At 70.6% G+C, this 16,419-nt stretch carries 10 protein-coding genes; 4 read left to right on the plus strand and 6 right to left on the minus strand.

What is annotated here, in order from left to right:
- The 3 genes from RZE77_RS06725 to RZE77_RS06735 are packed head-to-tail and all read left to right on the plus strand — an operon-like array spanning window position 1 to window position 3,103.
- Window positions 1-1,101: a sensor histidine kinase gene (locus RZE77_RS06725; protein WP_124957226.1), complete on the plus strand. Its 1,101-nt coding sequence runs from the start codon at window positions 1-3 to the stop codon at window positions 1,099-1,101.
- Window positions 1,098-1,844 (plus strand): LytR/AlgR family response regulator transcription factor, encoded by a 747-nt coding sequence (locus RZE77_RS06730; protein ID WP_319441207.1) that lies wholly within the window; start codon window positions 1,098-1,100, stop codon window positions 1,842-1,844. Before RZE77_RS06725 ends, RZE77_RS06730 begins: the two co-directional genes overlap by 4 nt.
- Window positions 1,841-3,103 carry an AI-2E family transporter gene (locus RZE77_RS06735; protein ID WP_319430575.1) on the plus strand — a complete coding sequence of 421 codons (1,263 nt, stop codon included), beginning with the start codon at window positions 1,841-1,843 and terminating at the stop codon, window positions 3,101-3,103. Before RZE77_RS06730 ends, RZE77_RS06735 begins: the two co-directional genes overlap by 4 nt.
- Window positions 3,104-3,129: 26 nt before the next feature.
- On the opposite strand, the gene RZE77_RS06740 is transcribed toward RZE77_RS06735, so the two are convergent.
- A complete protein-coding gene (locus RZE77_RS06740; RefSeq protein WP_319441208.1) occupies window positions 3,130-4,386 on the minus strand; it encodes an MFS transporter in 1,257 nt (418 codons plus the stop codon).
- Window positions 4,373-4,897 carry a GNAT family N-acetyltransferase gene (locus tag RZE77_RS06745; protein ID WP_319441209.1) on the minus strand — a complete coding sequence of 175 codons (525 nt, stop codon included), beginning with the start codon at window positions 4,895-4,897 and terminating at the stop codon, window positions 4,373-4,375. The genes RZE77_RS06740 and RZE77_RS06745 overlap by 14 nt, the downstream gene beginning before the upstream one ends.
- A 49-nt stretch (window positions 4,898-4,946) precedes the next feature.
- On the opposite strand from RZE77_RS06745, the gene RZE77_RS06750 reads away from it, so the two are divergent.
- On the plus strand, window positions 4,947-5,888 hold the full coding sequence (locus tag RZE77_RS06750) for a LysR family transcriptional regulator (RefSeq protein WP_319441210.1): 942 nt from the start codon (window positions 4,947-4,949) through the stop codon (window positions 5,886-5,888).
- Here the strand turns inward: RZE77_RS06750 and RZE77_RS06755 are convergent.
- The 4 genes from RZE77_RS06755 to RZE77_RS06770 all read right to left on the minus strand — a co-directional run bounded on the left by RZE77_RS06755 (window position 5,869) and on the right by RZE77_RS06770 (window position 16,349).
- On the minus strand, window positions 5,869-7,107 hold the full coding sequence (locus RZE77_RS06755; RefSeq protein ID WP_319441211.1) for an MFS transporter: 1,239 nt from the start codon (window positions 7,105-7,107) through the stop codon (window positions 5,869-5,871). The genes RZE77_RS06750 and RZE77_RS06755 overlap by 20 nt on opposite strands.
- Before the next feature lie 167 nt (window positions 7,108-7,274).
- Entirely contained in the window at window positions 7,275-7,814 is a 540-nt protein-coding gene (locus RZE77_RS06760; RefSeq protein ID WP_319441212.1) for a hypothetical protein, read from the minus strand.
- 29 nt (window positions 7,815-7,843) lie between these two features.
- Window positions 7,844-16,033: a glycoside hydrolase family 94 protein gene (locus RZE77_RS06765; protein ID WP_319441213.1), complete on the minus strand. Its 8,190-nt coding sequence runs from the start codon at window positions 16,031-16,033 to the stop codon at window positions 7,844-7,846.
- A 94-nt stretch (window positions 16,034-16,127) separates the two neighbouring features.
- Complete coding sequence (locus RZE77_RS06770; protein ID WP_319430590.1) at window positions 16,128-16,349, minus strand: hypothetical protein; 222 nt, start codon at window positions 16,347-16,349, stop codon at window positions 16,128-16,130.
- Window positions 16,350-16,419: the final 70 nt, after the last annotated feature.

Below are 16,419 nucleotides of genomic sequence, written 5' to 3' on the forward strand. Positions count from 1 at the left end.
ATGGGTCGGTTACCCGATGTATCTGTGATGCGCAATCCGGCGATTTTATCGGCCACCTCCACCCCCACGCCTGCGGCCCCGCCGGAAAGAGGGCGTTTGCCCGCGCGCGGCAGCCCGGGGCTGTTCGACGCCTGCCAGATCGGGGTGGTGCTGCGCGCGGTGCTCTTCGTGGAGGCGCTGGTGGCGACCGCCACGCTGTTCGTGTCGTCCTCCCCCGGCGAATGGCTGGTGCAGACCGCCACCGTCACGGGCGGCGCGCTGCCCGCCACGCTGCTGTGGCTGGTGGCGGCCTGCGGGCTCAAGAAGCCGCTCGGGCGACTGCCGCGCCAGGCGCAGTACGCGGCCGGTGCCGCGCTGGGTGCCGTTTCCTCGCTCTATGGCTGCGGCCTGTTGCGGCTGACCGGCGTGCTGGGCACGGCGCCGTGGCTCGCCAGCGCCGTGGCGGGCGCCTTCATCGCGGGCATGGTGATGGCGGCGATGGTGCTGCGCGCGCGCGGCCAGACGCCGGCCGCCATGACGGCCCGGCTGGAAGAGCTGCAGTCGCGCATCCGCCCCCACTTCTTGTTCAACACGCTCAACAGCGCCATTGCACTGGTGCGGGAGGAGCCCGCCAAGGCCGAGACCATGCTCGAAGACCTGGCCGAGCTGTTCCGCCAGGCGCTGGCCGACCCGGGGGAATCGGGCACGCTGGCCGACGAGATTGCGCTGGCCGAGCGCTACCTGGCCATCGAGCAGGTGCGCTTCGGCGACCGGCTGCGCATCCGCTGGGACCTCGACGCCGCGGCCAGCAGCGCGCGGCTGCCGCCCTTGCTGCTGCAGCCGCTGGTCGAAAATGCCATCAAGCACGGCGTGGAGCCCAGCCCCGAGGGCGCCAAGCTGCGCATCCGCACCGAGCGCCGCGGCAGCGTGGTGGTGATCGAGGTGGTCAACAGCCTGCCGCCCTTGCGCTGGGCCGACGAGCCCCTGCCGCGCGGCCATGGCATTGCCTTGGCCAACGTGCGCGACCGGCTGCGGCTCCTGCACGACATGCAGATGCAGTTCAGCGCCGGCATGGACCAGAAGAACTACCGCGTGCGCATTGCCATTCCCGCCGAATCATGACTCTCAAGACCCTGATCGTTGACGACGAAGCCCTGGCCCGCTCGCGCCTGCGCACGCTGCTGCGCGACTGCCGCTCGCCCGCCGCCGAAGTGGTGGCCGAGGCCGCCCAGGGCGCCGAGGCGCAGCAGCACCTGGAGCACATGGCGCTCGACCTGGTGCTGCTCGACGTCCACATGCCCGGCGTCGACGGCATCGAGGTGGCGCGCGCGCTGCGGGGCCGGACCGATGCGCCGGCCGTGGTGTTCGTCACCGCCCATGCGGCGCATGCCGTGACCGCCTTCGACCTCGACGCGGTCGACTACCTGACCAAGCCGGTGCGCGCCGAACGCCTTCAGCAGGCGCTGCAGAAGGCCGAGCGCTTCCTGAAGGAGCGGCGCGCGCTGCAGGCCGACGCGCTGCAGGAAAGCGTGCTCATCCAGGACCGCGGCCGTGCCGAGCGGGTGCCGCTGTCGGAGGTGCTCTACCTGAAGTCCGAATACAAGTACCTCACGGTGCGCACCGCCACGCGCAGCCACATCCTGGATGGCTCGCTGAACGAATTCGAGGAGCGCTATCCCGCGCGCTTCCTGCGCGTGCACCGCAATGCGCTGGTGGCGCGCTCGGCCATCCGCGCACTCGAGAAATACGACGACGGGGAAGACGCAGAGGGCTGGGCCCTGCGGCTCGACGCGATTCCCGAACCGGTCGCGGTGTCGCGGCGACAATTGGCTGCAGTGCGCGAAGTGCTGAAGGAAGCGCGATGACCGACGACGACAAGACCGCCGGCGAGGCACCGGCAGCCCAGCCGCCCCCGGAGCTGCAGCCGTCGCCGGCAGGGCTCCCGGCCGAGGTGCCGCCCCAACCCGTGCTGGAATCCCCGCCCGAAGCCGTGCCGCCCGAGCTGCGGCCGGAGCCCGAACGCCTGCTGCTGCACATGCCGGTCGACGTGCGCAGCGCCTCGCTGGTGGTGCTGGCCGTGCTGGCCGCCGTCTTCGCGCTGCGATGGGGCCAGGCCGTGTTCATCCCGCTGATGCTGAGCCTGCTCCTGACCTACGCGCTGTCGCCGCTGGTCGACCGGCTGCACCGCTTGCGGCTGCCGCGCTGGATCGGCGCGGCGCTGATCCTCGTCGGCCTGTTCGGCGGCGTGGGCTGGACCGGCTATTCGCTCTCGGGCAGCGCCACGCAGCTGGTCGACTCGCTGCCCGTCGCGGCCCAGAAGCTGGGGCAGGCCATGCGCCGGAACAAGAGCGCCAGCGCCACGCCGCTCGAAAGCGTGCAGCAGGCGGCCGCGCAGCTTGAAAAGGCGGCCGAGGAAAACTCCGCGCGCGTCGCGGCCCGCAAGGGCGTCGCGCGCGTGGTCATCGAGCGGCCGTCCTTCAATGTGCGCGACTACCTGCTGAGCGGCACCGTCGGCCTGCTCGCGGCGATCGGGCAGCTCACGCTGGTCGCCTTCCTGACCTACTTCGCGCTGTGCTCCGGGGACACCTTCCGGCGCAAGCTGATCAAGATCACCGGCTCCAGCCTGCAGAAGAAAAAGGTCACGGTGCATGTGCTCGACGACATCACGCGCAACATCGAGCGCTACCTGCTGGTGCAGATCCTGATCAGCGCGCTGGTGGGCGTGACGACGGGCCTCGCCTTCTGGGCCATCGGGGTCGAGAACGCCGCCGTGTGGGGAATCATCGCGGGCGTGACCAACCTCATTCCCTACGTCGGCTCGGTGATCGTGCTGGTGGCCGCGGGGCTGGTGGCCTTCCTGCAGTTCAACAGCCTGGAGATGGGCATCCTGGTGGCCGGCGTGTCGCTCGCCATCCACACGCTGGTCGGCAACCTGCTGATGCCCTGGCTCACCAGCCGCACCAGCCGTATGAACCCGGTGGCCGTGTTCGTGGGCGTGATCTTCTGGGGCTGGCTCTGGGGCGTGTGGGGGCTGCTGCTGGGCATTCCGATCACCATGGTGATCAAGTCGATCTGCGACCGGGTCGAAGACCTGCAGCCGATCGGGGAGCTGCTCGGGGAGTAGTCCGGCCGTGCGGCGGGCAGTGAAGCTCACCGCGCGCGCCGGCCGCGCTCCAGGCGGCCGAAGCGCACGATCATCCACGGCCCCAGCAGCGCGCCGAGCCCGACCGAGCTCCATGCCGCCACCCAGCTGTACGTGCTGCCGAAGCCGAAGCGCGTCTGTCCCCAGTCCAGCACCAGGCCGAACACCCACGGGCTGAGCGCGCCCGCGCCGAAGCCCATCACCGAGCGCACCGAGTACGCCACGCCCAGCCGGTGCGGCGCCACCACGTCGGCCAGCGCGGTCGAGTAGACGGACGAGTCCGCGATCGCCAGCAGGTTGTAGAGGGCGGCCATCGCGGCCAGCAGCCACAGCGGCCAGGTCCACATCCAGCCGAACGCAAAGGACATGCACAGGCTCATGAGCGTGGCGGCCATCATGATGCGTGCGCGGCCGAAGCGGTCGGACGCGGCACCGCCCCCGATGCTGCCGAACACGCTCACCAGGTGCGCGAACGCCGCGAGCGCAATGCCCACGCCCTGCCACGGCGCGGCGCCGCCGGCCGAGGCGACCAGGTAGGCCGGCAGCCAGGCCCACAAGGCCATCAGTTCCCAGCAGTGGAAGGCATAGGCCCAGTTGCCGGCCATGGCGGGCTTGTCGCGCACCGTCTCGGACAGTGCATGCCAGGTGCCTTCGCGCGGCGGCGTTCCCGCGCCGGCGGACGGTGCGGGCGGCCGCATGCGCCGCAGTGCCGGCACCGTGAGCAGCGCACCCGCAAAGGTGCAGCCCGCCGCCGCCAGCAGGCCGAGCCGCCAGTGCTGCGCATGGCTGAACGCCGCCACCACCGCAAGCGACAAGGCATAGCCCATCGATGCCGCGCCGAGGAAGAGCCCCATCGCCCGACCCCGCACGGCCGGCTCGGCGTTGCGCGCGAGCAGCTGCAGGCCCGGCGTGTACGAGGCGCCCGCGCACAGCCCGGCCAGGCCGTAGAGCAGCAGCGCCGAAAGATGGTCGTGCGCGAAGACCGCGAAAGCCAGTGCCGAGCATGCGCTGATCGCGCTGCCGATCAGGAAGACGCGGTGCGGGCCGTAGCGGTCGGCCAGCAGGCCCACGGCGAACAGCGAACTCATGTAGCCCACGTGCCATGCGCTCTGGATCGAGCCGGCCTGCGCGGCCGTCATGTGCCAGTCGGCCATCATGAAGGGCAGCACGCCGGAATAGGCGGTGACCACCATGGCCTGCAGCAGCCGGCTCGCGCACAGCAGCGCGAGCCATCCGCGCGCGGGGGCCGGTTCAGCGCAGTGCACGTTGCATGAGCACGGTGTCGACCCACTGACCGAACTTGAAGCCGACGTTGCGCAGCACGCCCACCGTCTCGAAGCCCAGGCCCTGGTGCACGCGCTGCGAGCCGGCATTGGCGCTGTTGCCGATCACCGCCACCATCTGCGTGAAGCCGCCGTCGGTGCAGCGCCGGATCAGCTCCTGGAGCAGCGCCCGGCCGATGCCATGGCCCTGCAGGCCTTCTGCGACATAGATCGAATCTTCGACCGTGTGCCGGTAGGCGGAGCGGCTGCGGTAGGGGCTCGCATAGGCGTAGCCGGCCACCTCGCCGTCCTTCACCGCGACAAGGTAGGGGAGGCCGCGCGCAAGCACCTCGGCGCGGCGTGCCTGCATCTCGTCGATGCCGGGCACTTCTTCCTCGAAGGAGCACAGGTCGTGCAGCACGTAGCGGCTGTAGATGGCCTGCACCGAGGGCATGTGGTGCGCCCCGGCGTCGAGGATTTCAATGGAGGCGAGAGATTGGGTTGGCGAAGGCATGGCCCGGATCTTGACGCTGTCGGGTCGATAAGTGAAGCTTCGACGACTGATGCAAGGCATAAGGAATACTTTGGACAAGACGCTCAACCTCGACCAGCTCCGGTCTTTCGGCCTGGTGATCGAAACCGGCAGCTTCTCGGCCGCGGCCGACCGGCTCGGCCTCACGCAGCCCGCGGTGAGCCTGCAGATCCGCCAGCTGGAGCGCAGGCTCGCGGTGCGGCTGGTCGAGCGCGTCGGCAAGCGTGCCAAGGCCACGCCGGCCGGCGCGGAGTTGCTGCGGCACAGCCACCACATCGAGACTGCGGTGGAGAACGCCATCGACGCGCTGGCGGACCATGCGAGCGGCGTCACGGGCCGCGTGCGGCTGGGCACCGGTGCCACCGCCTGCCTGTATTTCTTGCCGGCCGTGCTGCGCAGCCTGCGCGAGCAGTTTCCGGCGCTCGGCATCGTGGTGAGCACCGGCAACACCGACGACCATGTCCGCAAGGTGGAGGAGAACAGCAGCGATCTTGCGCTGGTGACGCTGCCGGCCGCGGGCCGGTCATTGAGCGTCGTGCCGGTGCTCGACGACGAGTTCGTCGCCATCGGCTGCAGCGACCTTGCGCCGCTGAAGGCGCGCGTGGCGCCCGCCGACCTGGCCGCGCTGCCCCTGGTGCTGTTCGAGCCCGCGGCCAACACGCGCAAGCTGGTCGACCGCTGGTTCGCGGCCGAAGGCCTGCAGCCGCAGCCCGTCATGGAGCTGGGCAGCGTCGAGGCCATGAAGGAAATGGTGGCCGCGGGGCTGGGCTACGGCATCGTGCCGCGCATGGCGATGACGGGCCGCGGCGCGCACCCGGGCCTGAAGATCAGCCGGCTGGCCCCCCGCATGCACCGCACGCTGGCGGTGGTGATCCGGCGCGACAAGCCGGTCAACAAGGCCCTGCGCGTGGTGCTCGATGCGATCCTGGCGGCGGGCGCTGAGGCCAGCCGCGCTACTCGGCCGAAGAGGTAGCCAGCGCGGCGCCGCCGCGCACCCGGCCCAGCGTGCCGACGATCAGCGCCGCAATCAGCACCAGCACGCCGCTGAGCACCATCGCGCTGGAGATGCCGTAGCTGTCGACCGTCACGCCGCCGATCAGCGCGCCCGAGGCGATCGCCACCTGGAAGCCGCTCACGAGCAGGGCCTGGCCGGCTTCGGGCGCGTCGGGCACGGCCTCCATCATCCAGCCCGTGAGCGCGACCGGGATCAGGCCGAAGGCCACGCCCCAGATCACGACCACCACCGCGCCGGGCACGAAGCCGGAGCCGATCACCGTCGACAGCAAGAGCGCGGTGGCGAGCATCAGCGCCGCCAGCAGCGTGGTGCCGCGCACGCTGCGCGCCACCAGGCTGCCGCCGAGGAAGGTGCCCACGAAGCCCACCGCGCCATACACCAGCAGCAGCGTCGAGACCGAGTTGGGCGCGAGGCCGAACACCTGCTGCAGCAGCGGCTTCAGGTAGGTGTAGGCCGCGAAGTGGCCGGCAATGAAGAACAGCACCGCGAGCAGGCCGACCTGCGCCATGCGGCGCGTCAGCGGCGTGAGCAGGTCGCGCGCACCGATGGCGCGCAACGGCGGTATCGCGGGCAGCAGCCACAGCTGCACCAGCAGCACCGCGGCCGCGAGCGCACCGGTCACCGCGAACGAGGCGCGCCAGCCGAACAGCGTGCCCAGGAACGAGCCCGCGGGCACGCCGAGCACGGTGGCGGCGGACACGCCCGCCAGCACCAGCGACATGGCCCGCGCCTTGGAGGCGTCCGGTACCAGCTGCGTGGCCGCGGCCGGCGCAAAGGTCCAGAAGCCGCCCACGCACAGGCCGAGCATCAGCCGCGCGACCAGCATGGTGGCGAAGTTGGGTGCAAAGGCGGCCAGCAGGTTCGAGGCGATCAGCAAGGTGGTGAGCGCGATCAGCACGGTGCGCCGGTCGAGCCGGCCCGAGGCGACGATCAGCGCGGGGCCGGCAAGGGCCGCCAGCACGCCGGGCATGGTGATCATCAGGCCGGCCGTGCCGTCGGACACGTTCAGGCCGTGGGCGATGTCGGTCAGCAGGCCGATGGGCATGAACTCGGTCGAGACCATGGCAAAGGTGCCGACGGCGATCGAGCCGACCGCAAGCCAGGCTGAGCGGGTGGTCTTGGCGGGTTCGGGCGCAAGATCGTCGATGCAGGGGTTGCTGCTGGGTGAATTCATCATGGGAAGAGGTCCTGGACCGCGTCGGCAAGCGCGTACCGACACGTTGTTGCGAAAGGCTTCCCAGTGTCGGAGCGGACAGGCCTGTCACAAAGGGGCCTGCCGGCAGTAGTCAGTTTCCCGGCGGCGAACAATCGACCCTTTTGCTGTTCCCGGTCTTGCCGGCTTCGCTAGATATACGGTGCGCGAAGCTCCAGCACCCGCCCATCGGCGATGAACGAGTCGCCCACCAGCACGCGAAAGGCCGCACCTGCAGGAAACCGCGCCCCCGCGGTCTGCGGCGACAGCAGCTCGATGTCGAGCGCATGCGGCTTTCCCCTTGCGAGCGCTTCTCCCTGCGGCACGAACCAGCGCGCGGAGAAGCCCTCGTTGTCGACCACCAGCGCACAGCGGTATTCGCCCGCGGCCAGCGGCACGTCGTGCGAAGGCAGTGCCGGCGGGCGCAGCGTGATCTCGGCCAGGAAGTGGGGCGTGAACGCGCGCGCCGCATCGAAGGTCGCGGGCTCGGCCGGCCGGGTGCGCCGCGGCAGCTTGCCGATGAGCCAGGCAATGACGTTGCCGATGATCGGCACCCACAGCACCATCAGCAGCGTGCCGATGTCGCGCGTGGTCGTGCCGCGCTCCGCGTAGTGCCGCACGAGCCCCCCACCGACCGCCAGGCACAGCAGGATGACGACGATGAGCTTGCGGCGGGACTGGATGGTGGTCATGGACAGGCAGGTGGAATCGGTCCGCGACCTTAACTCACGTGCAGCACCGCATCCGCCGGCAGCGCCTGCCAGTCGATCCATTCGCCGATGGCCGCGTGGTGCGTGGGCGTTGCGGCGGCACCGGGCGTTCCCCATTGCAGCGTCAGGCGCCGCTGCCCGAGCCGCAGCGCAATCTCGAAGCCCGGCCAGTGCGCGGGCACGCGCGGCGTCAGCGCGAGCATGCGGCCCTTCACGCGCAGGCCCAGCAGCGTTTCGACCGCGGCGCGGTGCAGCCATGCGGCCGAGCCGGTGTACCAGCTCCAGCCGCCGCGCCCGACATACGGCGCGGCGCTGTAGATGTCGCCGGCCATCACGTAGGGCTCCAGCTCGTAGGCGGGTCCGCGCCCGGGATGCATCGCGCGGTGCGCCGGGCTCAGGCCCGCAAAGCTCTGCCATGCCGCTTCGTGGTCGCCCTGCAGTGCCTGCGCCATCAGCGCCCACACGGCGGCGTGCGAATACTGGCCACCGTTCTCGCGCACGCCGGGCGGGTAGGCCTGGATGTAGCCGGGATGGTTGGCCGAACGGGCAAAGGGCGGCGCCAGCAGGTGCAGCAGGCCGGCTGGCTCGTCGCGCAGATGCTCCTTGACGGCGGCCATCGCCGGGCCGGTGTGGGCGTCGTCCGATGCGCCCGAGAGCACCGACCACGCCTGCGCGATCAGGTCGATGCGGCACTCCTCATTGGCCGATGAGCCGAGCGGCGCGCCGTTGTCGAAGAAGGCGCGGCGGAACCAGGCGCCGTCCCAGCCGGCATCGTGCAGCGCGGCGATCCAGCCGCGCCGCGCCTCGTTCCAGCGCGCGGCCCGGCCGTGCTCGCCACGCGCCTGCGCAATCGGCGCGAATTGCTCGACCACGCTGCACAGGAACCATGCAAGCCAGACCGATTCGCCGCGGCCTTCGTGGCCGACCCGGTTCATGCCATCGTTCCAGTCGCCAGTGCCCATCAGCGGCAGGCCGTGCACGCCGGTCTCCAGGCTGCGGTCGATGGCCAGCGCGCCGTGCTCGAACACGGTGGCCGTGCGGCCGCTGTGCTGCGGCGCGTAGTAGGCGTCTTCGGCGCCCTCGGGAATCGCGGGACCTTCGATGAACGGGGCCGCGTGGTCGAGCAGCGCGGCATCGCCGGTCACCTCGACGTAGTGGGCCGTCGCAAAGGGCAGCCACAGCAGGTCGTCCGAAAAATGCGTGCGCACGCCGGCGCCGCCGGGCATGTGCCACCAGTGCTGCACGTCGCCTTCGGGAAACTGCCGCGCCGCATTGGCCAGGATCTGCGCGCGCAGCCGCGCGGGATCGGTGAGCGCAAAGGCCATCGCGTCCTGCAGCTGGTCGCGAAAGCCGAAGGCGCCCCCGGCCTGGTAGAAGCCGGCCTTCGACCAGAGGCGGCAGGCCAGCGTCTGGTAGATGAGCCAGCGGTTGACCATGGCGTCGAACAGCGGATCGGGCGTTCGCACCTCGAGGCGACCCAGCAGCTCGTCCCAGAAGCCCCGCACCTGCGCCAGGGCTTCGGGCACGTCGCGCTGGCGCCAGCGGCGGGCGAGAGCGAGCGCCGCATCGGCGTCGTCGGCATGGCCCAGCACGAAGCTGAAGCTGGCGCTCTCGCCGGCGCCGACGACCAGCTCGCCGCCGATGGCCGCGCAGGCGTCGAGCCCGCCGCCGGCGCGCCGCGCCAGCGTGTCCGGCACTTCGACGATGCCGCGCCCGGCGAAGAATTCGTTGCGGTCGCAGGTCCACTGCGTGGCGTCCGGCAAACCCGCCAGCAGCAGGAAAGCCGTGCTGCCGCCGAAGCCCGTGCTCGATTCACGCTGCTGGCCGAACACCGCGGGCTGGTCTTCGGGCTTCCAGCAATGAACGGTCCGCCGTTCGCCGCGCGCGGCGCCGAGCTGCCACTCGGCCATGCCGAGCGCGCGCAGGCGCCGCGGGCCGGCGCCCTGGTTGTGCACGCGCACGTGCACCAGCTTGACGGCATCGTCCCGGTCCGCGAAGAAGGTGGTCTCGAGTGCGAGTTCCTGTTGCCGGCATTCGAAGACCGTGTAGCCCTGGCCATGCCGCACGCGGTGGCGCACCTCGCCACCATCCCCTGCACCCTGGCCCGCCGGCGTGAGCGGCAGCAGCGCGCCCGAGGCCGCGTCCTGCAGCAGGTAGTGTTCGAAGGCCGGGTCCTGCACCGGGTCGTTCGACCACGGCGTGAGCTGGTGCATGCGGCTGTTGCCGGCCCAGGTGAAGCCGGTGCCCCATTCGGACACCTGGAAGCCGAAGCCGGCGTTGGCGATCACGTTGATCCACGGGCGCGGCGTTCGCTGGCCGGCGCCGACCTCGAAGCGGAACTCGCCGCTCTCGGCATCGAAGCTTCCCACGGGCGCTTCCGCGGAAGGCGCCGACGCGGGCCGTGCCAGCAGCGCGGCACGCGACGATGCAGCCGGGGTCTCGGCGTCCGCGCCGGTGTCGACCCGCGCCTCGTGCAGCGCCGCCACCTGCGTTTCGAGCGAGCGCCCATCGGCGGTGAACACCACGCGTGCCAGCTTCGAAAGCGTGGCCTTCTCCGAGGGCGCCACGTCGTGGTCGCGCAGCAGATAGAAGCCCGCCGTGTCGTTGCGGGGAAAGCTGTTCTGGGTCTGCTGCGCCACGCGCAGGCACAGGGTCTCGATCTCGCGCTGCAGCGGCATCAGGTAGGAATTCGGCTCGCTGTTGAGCACCACCAGGTCGCAGGCGACGCCGCCAAAGCCCCACCACGGCTGCGCGCGCAGCAGTGCATTGAGGAGCCCCATGCCGTTCATCGAATGGATCGCGACCAGCACGATGGGCTTGTCGCCCGAGATGCCGAAGCGCCAGATCTGCCGCCGGTCGATGAGGCCGCGGTCCTTCATCCCGCGCGGCGTGGTGTAGGTGAGGATGGTGGTCAGGTCCTGCAGCGCGAAGGTCTGGGCCGGTGCGATGCTCAGGTCGCGCAGCCGCACCTGCGCCAGCGTGGCGGCCATGCGCGTGGCGCGCTCCACATGCATCGGCTCCTGGTAGCGGTCGATCCTGGGCATCAGCGCCTCGATGCTTTCGTCGGCGGCGGTCGCGAAGCACAGCCGCGCAGTGGCGCCCGGTGCGATCGACAGGCGCACGCGCAGGCAGGCGATGGGATCGAGTCCGTTCACCGGCGTGCCGTCGGCGGCCAGCGGCTGCGCATCGAGCGCGGGGCTCGCGAGCGAGCGGTTGCGGCCGATGAAGGCGCGCCGGTCGGTCATGCAGTCGATGGAAATCACATGGGCATCGACTGAGGCCAGGAAGTGCGCGGCGGCCACCATCGGGTCGCCATGCAGGCGCGGCTTGCGTGTCAGCAGCAGCGCGCGCCACGCGGGCTCCCAGCGCGATTCGACGAACAGGTTGGCGAAGGCCGGATGCGCCTCGTCGGCCTTGGGATACGACAGCACCGGCTCGAAGTAGGAGACGAGCTCGAGCGTGCGGGCCTCTTTGCCGGCGTTGTGCAGCGTGATGTTGCGCAGCTCGGTGTCGTCTTCGGGGCTGATCAGCACCGTGGTGCGTACTTGCAAGTCGTCGCCGGCCGCATCGAACTGCACCTGCTCGGCGAGAAAGCGGGTGCGGTAGGTCCAGCCGGCGCCGGGCGCGGGCAGGGCGGTGAGCGAGACGAGTTCGTGCTTTTCTCCATCCTTTGCGGTATTGCGCAGATAGAAGAAGGTGCCGTGGCCGTCGCGCAGCGGATCGTCGCGCCAGCGGGTCACGTTGAACGCGTGCCAGCGGCTCACGCCTGCGCCGTTGGCGCGCAGAGCCACGGTGTAGCGCCCGTTCGACAGCAGGTGCGTGGGCTGGAAGCCGGACACCGTCGGGTCCACCGAGCGGGGCTGGAACAGCGGCGCCAGTTCGGCCAGGCTGGGCTCGGGCGGCGTGCGCGGGTCGGCGCTGCCGATGATCTGCCGCGGCGTGCGTTCGTGCAGCAGCGACTCGTGTGCCTGCACCAGCGCGGCGCTGCCGAACCAGCGGCGCGGTGCCTCGGCGCGCAGCACATGGCACAGCGCCACCAGCGACATGCCCTGGTGGTGCGCCATGAAGTTGCGCACCACGGTGAAATCCTGGCCATCGGCCTGGCGCGAGGTGGTGAAATCCACCGCGTCGTGAAAGCCGAACTCGCCGCGCGCGCCGAGCGATTCGAGCAGTTCCAGGTTGGCCACCGCCGCGACCGGTGCCAGCACGGCGGCCATGGCGCTCGCGTAGGGCGACACCACGCGGTCGGCGGGCGGCGTGCGGCGCAGCGCGAGGCGCGGCACGCCGAAGGGCGAGTACTGGTAGGCCAGCGAATGGTCCTGCGCGAAGTAGGCCGATTCCGAAACGCCCCACGGCATGTTCAGCGAACGGCCGAAGGCCTGCTGCTCGGCGATGGCCGCGCTGTTGGCCACCTGCAGCAGGCCGTCGTCGGGTTCGGGCATCACGAGCGCGGGCATCAGGTACTCGAACATCGAACCGGACCAGGACTTGAGCCCGGGCTGGAAACCCACCAGCATGAACGGCCGGCCCAGCGCCATCCAGTGGCGGCGGGGTACATCTCCCTTCGCAATCGCCAGGAAGCTCAAGAGGCGCGACTCGGAGGCCAGCAGGTCGTAGTAGCTCGCGTCGAGCACGTTCTCCTCGACGCGCAGGCCGATGTGGAACAGGTGCCGCTTGGGGTCGTAGAGGCCGCTGAAATCCATGCCGCTGTGCAGCGCATCGCAACGCCGTGCCAGCGCCTCCAGCGCGGGTTCCTCATGGCTCTGGCAGCCCTCGGCAGCAAAGGCGCGGCAGGCCTGCGCCACGGCCACCAGGTGGCCCGCGAGGTTGCCGCTGTCGACGCTGGACACGTAGGCCGGCGGCAGCAGCTGCAGCGTCTGCGTGTGGTACCAGTTGAAGAGATGGCCCTGGTGCTTCTGCATGCGGTCGACGGTGTCGAGCGTGGCCGTGATGCGCGCGAGCAGCACCGCGGTGTCGATCCAGCCGAACTCGCGCGCGCAGCAGGTGGCCAGCAGGTACATGCCGATGTTGGTCGGCGAGGTGCGGTGGGCGATGGTCGGCTGGGGTTCGAGCTGCAGGTTGTCGGGCGGCAGGTGGTTGTCTTCCGGGCCGACGACGTGCTCGAAGAAGCGCCAGGTGTCGTGCGCCAGTTTCTCGAGGTAGCCGCGTTGTTCGGCGCGGAGCGGATCGGGCACCTGCGCATCGACCCGGCTGCTCCACCAGGCCGCGAACGGCGCCAGTGCCCAGATCACGAACATCAGCGGCCCGGCCACCGGATAGGCGCTCCAGCGCGCCGCCACCACGGCCAGCGCCAGGCACAGCACGCTGCTGAGGGCCGCGTTGCGCAGAAAGGGCGGCAGCTGCTGGCTGGCCTGGGCCTGGGCCTGCGCGGTGGTGGTCCATTGGAGCAGGTGCCTGCGGCTGACCGTCAGCCGCCACGTCGCCAGGAACATCGCATCGAGCAGCAGGCGCGTCTGCGCCGCCAGCTGCACGAACTGCCAGGCTGCGCCCGCCGCGGCCCGCAGCAGCTCGACCGCGCCGACGTCGAGGAAGTGGCGCAGCTCGATGGCGCGGCGCGTCGGCACCAGCCCGGCCAGGGCACCGAGCAGCGGCCCGAGCGTGAGCGCCGAGGCGACCGCGGCCAGCGCCCATCCGAGCGGCATGGCCTGCGTGAAGACCACGAGCACCAGCAGCGCGAAGGAGGCGGGCACCACCAGCGAGCGGCGCAGGTTGTCGCCCATCTTCCAGAGCCCGAGCGCGTCGATGCCGAAGTGCCTGGCGCGCCACAGCAGCGGCAGCAGCTGCCAGTCGCCGCGCACCCAGCGGTGCACGCGCGATGCGGCCACGCCCGAGTGGTGCGGGTGGTCCTCGATCAGCACCACGTCGCTCACCATCGCGCAGCGCGCGACCGTGCCTTCGAGCAGGTCATGGCTCAGCACTGCGCCGTCGGGCAGGCGCCTGTCGAGCGCGGCATGCACCGCGCGCACGTTCAGCAGGCCCTTGCCGGTGAAGGAGCCGCTGCCGAACACGTCCTGGTAGATGTCGGACGCGCCGCTGCCGTAGGGGTCGAGCCCGCACTGCCCGGCAAACATCCAGTGGAAGAACGAGCGCTCGCTGCGCATCGGGAACGGCGTCACGATGCGCGGCTGGAGGATGCCGAAGCCTGCCACCATGCGCCGGCTCTGCGCATCGATCTCGGGCGCATTGAGCGGGTGGGCGGCGATCGACACCAGTTCGCGCAGCGCGCCCGGCGGCAGGCCCGTGTCGCTGTCGAGCGTCAGCACATAGGGCGTTGGTCCCGGGGCCAGCTGCTGGCCCGGCGCCAGCGGCAGAAAGCCGCTGGCGTCGCTGGTTGCCAGCAGGCGCAGCAGCATTTCGAGCTTGCCGCGCTTGCGCTCCCAGCCCATCCAGCGTTCCTCGGTACCGCTCCAGCTGCGCGGCCGGTGCAGCAGCAGGAAGCGCGAGGCCGCGCCGGCGGGCGCCGAATATTTCGCATTGAGCGCGGCAATGCGCGCGATGGCATCGTCGAGCAGCGGTGCGTCTTCCGGCAGCGAGGCTTGGGGCGCGTCGGCCCAGTCGGTCAGCAGCGCGAACTGGGCGTGCGCCTCGCGATTGGCGAGCCAGTGCAGTTCGAGCCGATGGGCGAGCTGCGCAGTGTTCGCAGGCGAGCTCAGCAGGGTGGGAATGACGACCAGCGTGCGGTGCCGCTCGGGAATGCCGGCTGCGAAGTCGAGGCGCGGCAGCGCCTGCACCCGCACCGACTCGGCCATGATGCGCTGCACCAGCGCGATCAACGCCTCCGAGAGCGGCCATGCGAGCAGCGCCATCGCCGCGAGGGTGGTCCAGCCGCGAGGCTGCGGCAGGCCGTGCGCCACGGCCGCCAGCAGCCACGCGGTGCCCAGGACGATGAAGAGCACATAGGCCGGCAGGCGCCAGCCGCGGCGGCTGTGCCGCGGCCGCACCCCTGCCGGGCGGTCGGCACGGCGCACCGCTGCGTCGGATTGCAGTGCCGCGAGCAGCGCGCCACGCCCCTGCCCGAACAGGTAGCAGCCGGCGGTGCCGTCGGCGCGATCCGTGCCGGCGCTTGCGCCGTCGTCCGGCGCAGCGGCTGCGAGCCGCACCACGGCCTGCGCCACCTCGCGCTCGGACCGGCCGCTGTCGCGCGCGATCCGCTCCATCGCATGCGTGATCTGCTGGCGCGTGAGCTCGCTTTCGTCGGCGAAGCTCGGCAGCTCGCGCAGCACGCGCAGCGAACGGCTCACGGGTTCGATCAGGTCGCTCCACTCGACCTGGCCGATCATGCGCAGCGTGGTGATGATGTTGCCGACCGTGAGGTTCGCCGCGGCCTGCGCGTTCTGCGCCTCGCCGATCAGCGCCGGCCCGTTGGGACAGTGCTGTTCGGTCCAGCGCACCAGCGCCGGCACGTTCTCGCCATGCTCCACCGGCAGGCGCTGCCAGAGCTGCGTGAGGTAGGCGTCCTGCAGGTTGTGGCTTTGCAATGCGCGGTACAGCGTGCCGAGGTCTTGCGTCGACAGGTGCGGCGCTGCGTCCCACACCGCGTGTGCTATTTCGCGTGCCACCTTGTTCTCCGCAATGCTCTCGGCCAGGCGGCGCAGGTTTTCGAGCAGCACCACGCGCAGGGTGGTGGGCAGCGCCCACAGCTCGCCGAGCGTGAGCTCGTCGATGTCCTGGTAGGCGTTGAGAAAGGCGGTGAACAGCGTCTTGTCGAGCACGCTGTCGGTGTGGGCCACGTAGGCCCACGCCATGCCGTAGACGCGCGGCAGGCCCGCGAGCGGCGGCGTGGCGAGCTTGGGCAGGCGCGCGTAGTAGCTGCGCGGCACGCCGTCGTGGATCTGCTGGAGCTGCGCCTCCACCAGATGGAAGTTGTCGAGCAGCCATTCGGCCGCGGGAGACACATAGCGCCCGCTCCGCGAGATCAGCGCGATGTAGTCGAAGGCGTTGCGCAGCGATTCGAGGTTCTCGTCCACGCGCGGAAAAAAGGGCGCTCCCTCGCGTTCGCGGTGCGGGTCGAGTTCGACCGCCTGGGCGCGGGCCAGGCTGTGGCCGTGCTGTTCGAAGCGCTGGGCTCCGAAGAGTTCGGCGCGGATCGGCGGTGCCACCGGCTCATGGGGAGCGAGGAGCAGCGTGCGCGCGTAGCTGCTGAGATCTGCGAGCCGATCAACGACAAAGGCGGCGCTCATCGCGCCGCCTTTGTCCGGAATTCGAAGGGGGTGCTGCCTGTTCGCCCCCTCGCGGGCGAAATTGCAGCCCGGGTCGGTTCAGGGGCGGCCACCCTCAAGCGAGGGCGAACAGCCCCATACCAACGAGGGCGACCGCAACGCAGGCCATCGTGACGATCCGGCCTGCAAGGAGTGCGCGTACCCGCTGCATGTGGCTTCGCACCGGGAACCATCGCCCGTGGGCACGTGCGCAATGGCGCATGTGGGAGGCCAGGGCTTCGAAATCGTTGTTGACGAAATCGATCTGTGAATGGGTCAGCGACTGCGGGGTAGACATTGCAACGGGCTCCTGAATACGACTCGAGCTGCCGCGCAATTGCGAGAGATAGCGAGAAAAACTTTGAACG

Origin of the sequence: Variovorax sp. SPNA7 (genome assembly GCF_033807855.1) — a bacterium.
Lineage (GTDB): Bacteria > Pseudomonadota > Gammaproteobacteria > Burkholderiales > Burkholderiaceae_C > Variovorax > Variovorax beijingensis.

Bases quoted from the DNA above. Each gene is read 5' to 3' on its own strand.
- RZE77_RS06725 (WP_124957226.1), top strand. From the start codon at position 1: ATGGGTCGGTTACCCGATGTATCTGTGATGCGCAATCCGGCGATTTTA.
- RZE77_RS06730 (WP_319441207.1), top strand. From the start codon at position 1,098: ATGACTCTCAAGACCCTGATCGTTGACGACGAAGCCCTGGCCCGCTCG.
- RZE77_RS06735 (WP_319430575.1), top strand. From the start codon at position 1,841: ATGACCGACGACGACAAGACCGCCGGCGAGGCACCGGCAGCCCAGCCG.
- RZE77_RS06745 (WP_319441209.1), bottom strand. From the start codon at position 4,897: ATGCCTTCGCCAACCCAATCTCTCGCCTCCATTGAAATCCTCGACGCC.
- RZE77_RS06750 (WP_319441210.1), top strand. From the start codon at position 4,947: ATGCAAGGCATAAGGAATACTTTGGACAAGACGCTCAACCTCGACCAG.
- RZE77_RS06755 (WP_319441211.1), bottom strand. From the start codon at position 7,107: ATGATGAATTCACCCAGCAGCAACCCCTGCATCGACGATCTTGCGCCC.
- RZE77_RS06760 (WP_319441212.1), bottom strand. From the start codon at position 7,814: ATGACCACCATCCAGTCCCGCCGCAAGCTCATCGTCGTCATCCTGCTG.
- RZE77_RS06765 (WP_319441213.1), bottom strand. From the start codon at position 16,033: ATGAGCGCCGCCTTTGTCGTTGATCGGCTCGCAGATCTCAGCAGCTAC.
- RZE77_RS06770 (WP_319430590.1), bottom strand. From the start codon at position 16,349: ATGTCTACCCCGCAGTCGCTGACCCATTCACAGATCGATTTCGTCAAC.